This is a genomic window from bacterium, from assembly GCA_035454885.1.
Classification (GTDB): domain Bacteria; phylum UBA10199; class UBA10199; order JACPAL01.
In genome coordinates, this window is record DATIGE010000080.1 from 1 (window position 1) to 5,280 (window position 5,280).

At 63.0% G+C, this 5,280-nt stretch carries 5 protein-coding genes; 3 read left to right on the forward strand and 2 right to left on the reverse strand.

From position 1 onward, the window contains the following. Positions 1-708, reverse strand: coding sequence for a hypothetical protein (locus tag VLJ37_12855; GenBank protein HSA60562.1), 708 nt, complete (start codon positions 706-708; stop codon positions 1-3). Positions 709-981: 273 nt separating this feature from the next. On the opposite strand from VLJ37_12855, the gene VLJ37_12860 reads away from it, so the two are divergent. The 3 genes from VLJ37_12860 to VLJ37_12870 all read left to right on the forward strand — a co-directional run bounded on the left by VLJ37_12860 (position 982) and on the right by VLJ37_12870 (position 4,839). Next, positions 982-1,842 carry a hypothetical protein gene (locus VLJ37_12860; protein ID HSA60563.1) on the forward strand — a complete coding sequence of 287 codons (861 nt, stop codon included), beginning with the start codon at positions 982-984 and terminating at the stop codon, positions 1,840-1,842. A 212-nt stretch (positions 1,843-2,054) separates the two neighbouring features. After that, positions 2,055-3,398 carry a hypothetical protein gene (locus VLJ37_12865; protein ID HSA60564.1) on the forward strand — a complete coding sequence of 448 codons (1,344 nt, stop codon included), beginning with the start codon at positions 2,055-2,057 and terminating at the stop codon, positions 3,396-3,398. A 64-nt stretch (positions 3,399-3,462) separates the two neighbouring features. Next, a complete protein-coding gene (locus tag VLJ37_12870) occupies positions 3,463-4,839 on the forward strand; it encodes a hypothetical protein (GenBank protein HSA60565.1) in 1,377 nt (458 codons plus the stop codon). A gap of 91 nt (positions 4,840-4,930) precedes the next feature. Here VLJ37_12870 and VLJ37_12875 read toward each other — a convergent pair. Continuing rightward, on the reverse strand, positions 4,931-5,280 hold a 350-nt coding region (locus VLJ37_12875), incomplete at its 5' end, for a hypothetical protein (GenBank protein ID HSA60566.1).

Consider the following 5,280-nt stretch of genomic DNA (forward strand, 5'->3'; position numbering starts at 1 on the left):
TCAGCGAAATTTGAGGAACTGGAAGACCCCCCGCTTGGACGGCGCTCCGTTGGAAGTCACGCCGAAGAGTTCCGGCTGGTCCGTGACCGCCTTCATGACCGCATCATAGACGGCCTGATTCACGGGCGAGTCCGAGTTCCCGTCGAGGACGGCGATCTTGGGATAGGGCAGACAGGTCGCCGTGGCCCTGGTCGCCGCGTTGACCACTATATTGACCACGCACTCGACGTAGGTCTGCTTTTCGGAGAGATAGAATATTTTCTTATCGGCGATGAACTGATGACCGTCCGACGCCTTAACGGCCAGGGGCTGGTCGATCACCGTGCCCGTCAAAAAGGTGAGATCCTGCATGGGAAACCTGGTGCCAGGGGTCGGAAAGGTGGTGACGGGGGCCACCGGAGGGGTGTCGTCCATGACGTTGTCAGCACCGCCTACGACCATACTTTTTACGCCTCCCTCGGAGGAGCCGGTCTGCTTGTTCTTGCACCAGCGGTAGCCCTCGCAGGTCTCCCGATACGAGCCCGTGGACGTCGCGCAATCCGCCTGCGGCCATTCGGAGGTGCAATTGCTGCCGTCCGCCCCGCAGTTGCCGACGCCCGCGCAGGAGCCGCCGGGAGATGGGCCTGACGTTTTCGGCTCGGCCTGGGCGGTGGAAATCAGTCCGGTGATCAATCCCACGGTCAAGAGGAAGCGGAAATAGAGACGCATAAATTCACCTCTCCTGCCGCATTCTGAGCGGCAAGACGAATGGTAACACAACGATGGGCCGCCTGGGAATGCCCCGCGTCAGCGAACCGAGGATCCTCTCGTGGCGTGACGCCCGGGCTCCTCTTCTGTTTCCCTTTCTTCACACCTCGCGGGGTCGGGACCCTGCCCCTCAGACCCGCCTCGGAGGGGCATCAAAAAATCCAATAGTTTTCAATCTTTAAGCCTTCTCCAAACCCCCGCTTTTGGCACACTGATTGAAGTGGATAGAGGGATATGGGTGTCAAGAGCGCAACGGAAGCCGTCGTCAATTTCCAAGGGCCGAACGGCAAGACGGGTCAGGTCAATCTGCACTGGGAGGAGGAGAATGAGGACTCCGTCGGCCGGATCTCGGATGCCGATGTCCGACAGGCGTTTCGATTGGCGATTGAAGGTCGAAGCGACCTGGAGGGTCAAGTGCCCGTGAAGGTCGTCCTCAGGGAGCGGTTGGAGGGTCAGAAGGATGACGTCGAAAAAAAGCTGGAGCCGAAAGATCCGCAGTTTGGCAGGGCCCTGGAAGCCTATCTGATGAACGATACCCTCCTGGGTTGGATGATCGGCGGCGCCATGGATACGTTTGGACCTGCGGTTTCCGGAGCCCTCGACGTTGTTTCCACGCTGGCGGGAGGGGCGTCGAAGGTCGATCCAACCAAAAACAACCTCACTCCCGGTCAAACAAGACAGCTCTCCGAATTAAAGCGCGGCCTGGAATTCATCCTGGCGGATTCCGACCATCTTGAAAACCCCCAGTTTTCTGAGAGCGATTTTTATCACGCGCATATGGTTCAAAGAGGAAAAGGGACCGGGTTTCTTTTCCACACGCGCGAATTATTGCCTCCGCCTTCCATCTCCAGCAAACGCAACATCGTCTACTGGTCCGGAGGTTCCGGTTACCTGACGTACTCTCCAAAGATGGGAAATACAGTCTATCCGTTTGACTTGGGCGCCAAAGAGGTCGGCACGTTCTATTTTCATCCCGATAAAGAAAAGGCCCTGGAATTGGCGCATGGACAAGGCACTCCGGTCTCCCTGGAGGTTTCGGACGTCCAAAATAACAAAATCACCCTGTGGGTGGTGATCCCGCCTCAAGTGATTTGAGACCGGTGCCCGGTACGCGTCGAACCCAACGAAAAAATAGGAACACCACACGTTCCCGGCGCGCGCGGCGGCCGTGAGGCATGAGCGGCAGATCCAGTTCTTCAAGAGGCGCGGGTAAGGCGTGCCGGACGCTAAGAGGACGATCAAGCCTGGGCCATGTCCCGTCGGTCGACTTCCACGCAACTTCGATTCGGACCGTGCGATGAGGCGGCATGACCCTCGCGATCGGGCAGCAATGGTTCTCAATCTTTGGAACGCGTCCCTGGTCCGTTCCCCTTGTGAACGACGGCGTGATCGTCCCTCCCGAGCTTCTCATTTCACCCCCTCCCAGGTCTCCCGGATCCGCCTCCGCGGTCGACGGTGACGGGTGGTTGCCCCGCGCTTGGTCTCATTCCGGCGCGGGCCGGCGGGACGACGGGCGGCTGTCCGCCGCAGGCTCCGCGACGGGATCTCTGCCCCTTCTTCCCGGGGAGGCCAAGACCCCGGACGAGGTCCTGAGGATCTTGAGGCGCTATCCTTGGATCTTCGGTCCCTTCCGCCCGATCTCCCATGAAGCCCGGAAAAAGAGCGGAGGATATCCGACGCTACAGGACCTTTTCCGGGATTATTTCCGGACGCTTCTCCGAAACGATCCGGCGATTTTCAAGGAGCATGTGGTCGCGACGATTCGCTCGTTGGCGAAGAACCCCGCGTACGCCCATCACATCCAATTCATCCGATGGTGGGACGACGGACAAATCGATCCGGCGATCGACAACCTGGCAAGCGTCAATCCGGCCCGGGGTCTCGTGCTGGAGGACGCGGCGGGAGGGATCATCCATCAGTATTTCGGCTGTTGGATCGAAAAGGACCCGGTCGAACAGGATCGCGTTCCGCCGAAGGACCCCGCCGCGAGCCTCTCGGCCTCCCAGCTGGGCGAGGTGACACAGCGGCTCACGGACGCCGGTTTAACTTCCTCGGGCGAGTCCGATTCCGCGCAGACCTCGGCCCTCAAGTGCGCGGTCTACTTCCTCGCCCGGGCCGCGTACCCGGAGGCATTCGGTTTCTCCGCTCCCTCCGTTCCCAAGGCCGCCGCGGCATCCGCCGGCTGGATGGGATTGGGTTTCAAATCTTCGGTCCAGCCCGTCATGCGCCATCCCAAACTGCCCTCCTACCCCTGGGTCTATCCGAGGGAAGGCTACGGGGAGCCGGAGGTCTGGTCGCGATTTTTCCGTGAACTGAACCCCGAAGAGATCGGGGACCGCAAGCTCATGGGCGATCTGCTGAAGGCCGCGGTGACCGATCATCCCCTGGAGATTGCCGCGATGGACCTGGACGAAGCGGCCATATCCAAATTCCTCTACGATCTCCTGGCGGCACGGGCCTCGGAGGAGATCTCTCCGGGCCGGTTCGCCTTCCTGGGAAACCGCATTCGCCTGGTCCTCAAGAGGTCCCTCCCCGCCGGCATCGGTTGGAAGGTCGAAGAGATCCGGGAGTATGCCGTCGTCGGCGATCCTGAGAACCGCGCCCTGGAAGAATCCCCGCTCCGCCTCATCGATCCGAAGCCGAAGCGCTGAACACTTCGGATCCCGTTTTGCCCGCCCTGGCGCTCTTGAATCGCGGGCGGTATACTTTGATTTAATGCGCACGCTTTCTTACTTCTGCTGGATTCTCATCGGCGTCGCCTCGCTGACGGTCCCTGCCGGGGGAGGCGGATGCGGCGGCGGTAACAGTCCTCCTCCTTCCGAGGACCGCAAGTGGCAGACGGTCGAGACCATCGACGGCTCATCGCAGCCGGCCGGGCCCCCATCCATCGCCTTCCTCTCCGGGGGAAAGGCGCTCGCGGCCTGGGCCCAGGGCTCCAGCACGCCGACCCCCGCGCTGATCACGAGGATCTGCGATCCGGCGACGAAACTCTGGGGCAGTCTCACGATCCAGGGCAATGGGACGGCGAACGACGTCGTGCTTCCCCGCGTGGCCGCGGACGGGGCGGACCGGGCCTTCGTCGTCTGGAGGCAGAAGAACGCGTCCGCGGAGGGGGCGTCCAACGTAACGATCTTCGACAATAACGCGAGCCACTACACTCCCCCGCTCCGCCTCGACACCGCGGCCGAGCCCGTCCTCGAAGGGCCGGAGGTGGCGAGCGGGCCGGGAGGATTCACCTTCGTCGCCTGGATCCAGCAGGCGGCCCTCGCAAGCGACCACAACGTCTGGGCGAATTTTTTCAATCCCGCCCTGGGCCCCGGCGGGTCTTGGGCCGGGGCGCAGGTGCTCGACAACTTGAGCGCCACGGCGCAGGGCATCGGCGTCGGTTCGAACGGCGGCGGGTCGGCCGTCGCCGCCTGGGTCCAGAACGGCGATCTCTACACGAACCGCTTCGACCTCCTCGCGGGAGGCTGGCAGGGCCCGGAGGTCATGGAGCCCTATGCCGGCCCGGCGTTCAATCCCGCGATCGTCATGGACGAGGACGGCAATGCGACGCTGGTCTGGATGCAGAACGACGGGACGGAACAGCGGGTCCGGGCGCGCCGCTTCGAGCCGGCGACGGGATGGCAGGCGGAACGGCTCCTGGACCCCGGAACGGATTCCCCCGGATTCCCCATCCGTGTCGCCTCCGGACCGGACGGAGGCGCCTTCGCCCTTTGGGCCACGGAGACCGCCGGTCCCTCGAAGCAGCTGTGGGCCGCCCGCTTCCTCCCCGGAACGGGATGGGAAGTCGCGGTCCGGCTCGCCGCCCCTCCCGCAGGGATCGTGGGCGTCGCCGGTCTCGCGCTCGCCGTCTCTCCGTCCGGACACGCCCTCGCCATCTGGAGCCCGATCGATGCGGCCTTGAATGGCGACACCTTCTCGTACCGCTATGTCTCGGGGGAGGGATGGGGAACGGAGGTCCCGATCGAGGACGCCGGCGCACCCACCGTGATCGGCGCGGCCGCCTTCGACTTTTTGGAGGACGCGATCGCCGTGTTCCAGGTCGATCCCGCCGGCGCGGGGGACATCGCCGCGAACCGTTTCGAGTAGACCCCCAACTTCTTCCGCCGTGTCTAGAGGCCGCCCGGCAATCCGACTTCGATCAGGCAAAACGAATCGCAGCCGTCTCCGGGGATGTCCCCTATTTTCCGCCGACGCACTGGCACTTGTCGCAAATCGTGGATCCTTGCTCACAACCCGTACCCACCGTGGCGATCCCGATATCGCAATTCACGCTCTTGTCCTGGCACTCGCACTGTTCGCCGTTGTCCAGGCTCAGGTTGCCGCAGTCCGTTGACTCTTCATTCTTGCAGTTCGCATCGCATCCATCGCCAGGCTGGATCCCCCCATCGTCGCATTGCTCTCCGTTCGTCGAGTCGGTGACTCCATCCCCGCAGTAGGACGTTTCGCCGGGCTGCTCGGTGCAATCCGCCGCGCAGACGGTGCAGGACGTCTGGCCGTACTCACAGCCCTCGGTGACCGTGTTCCCGT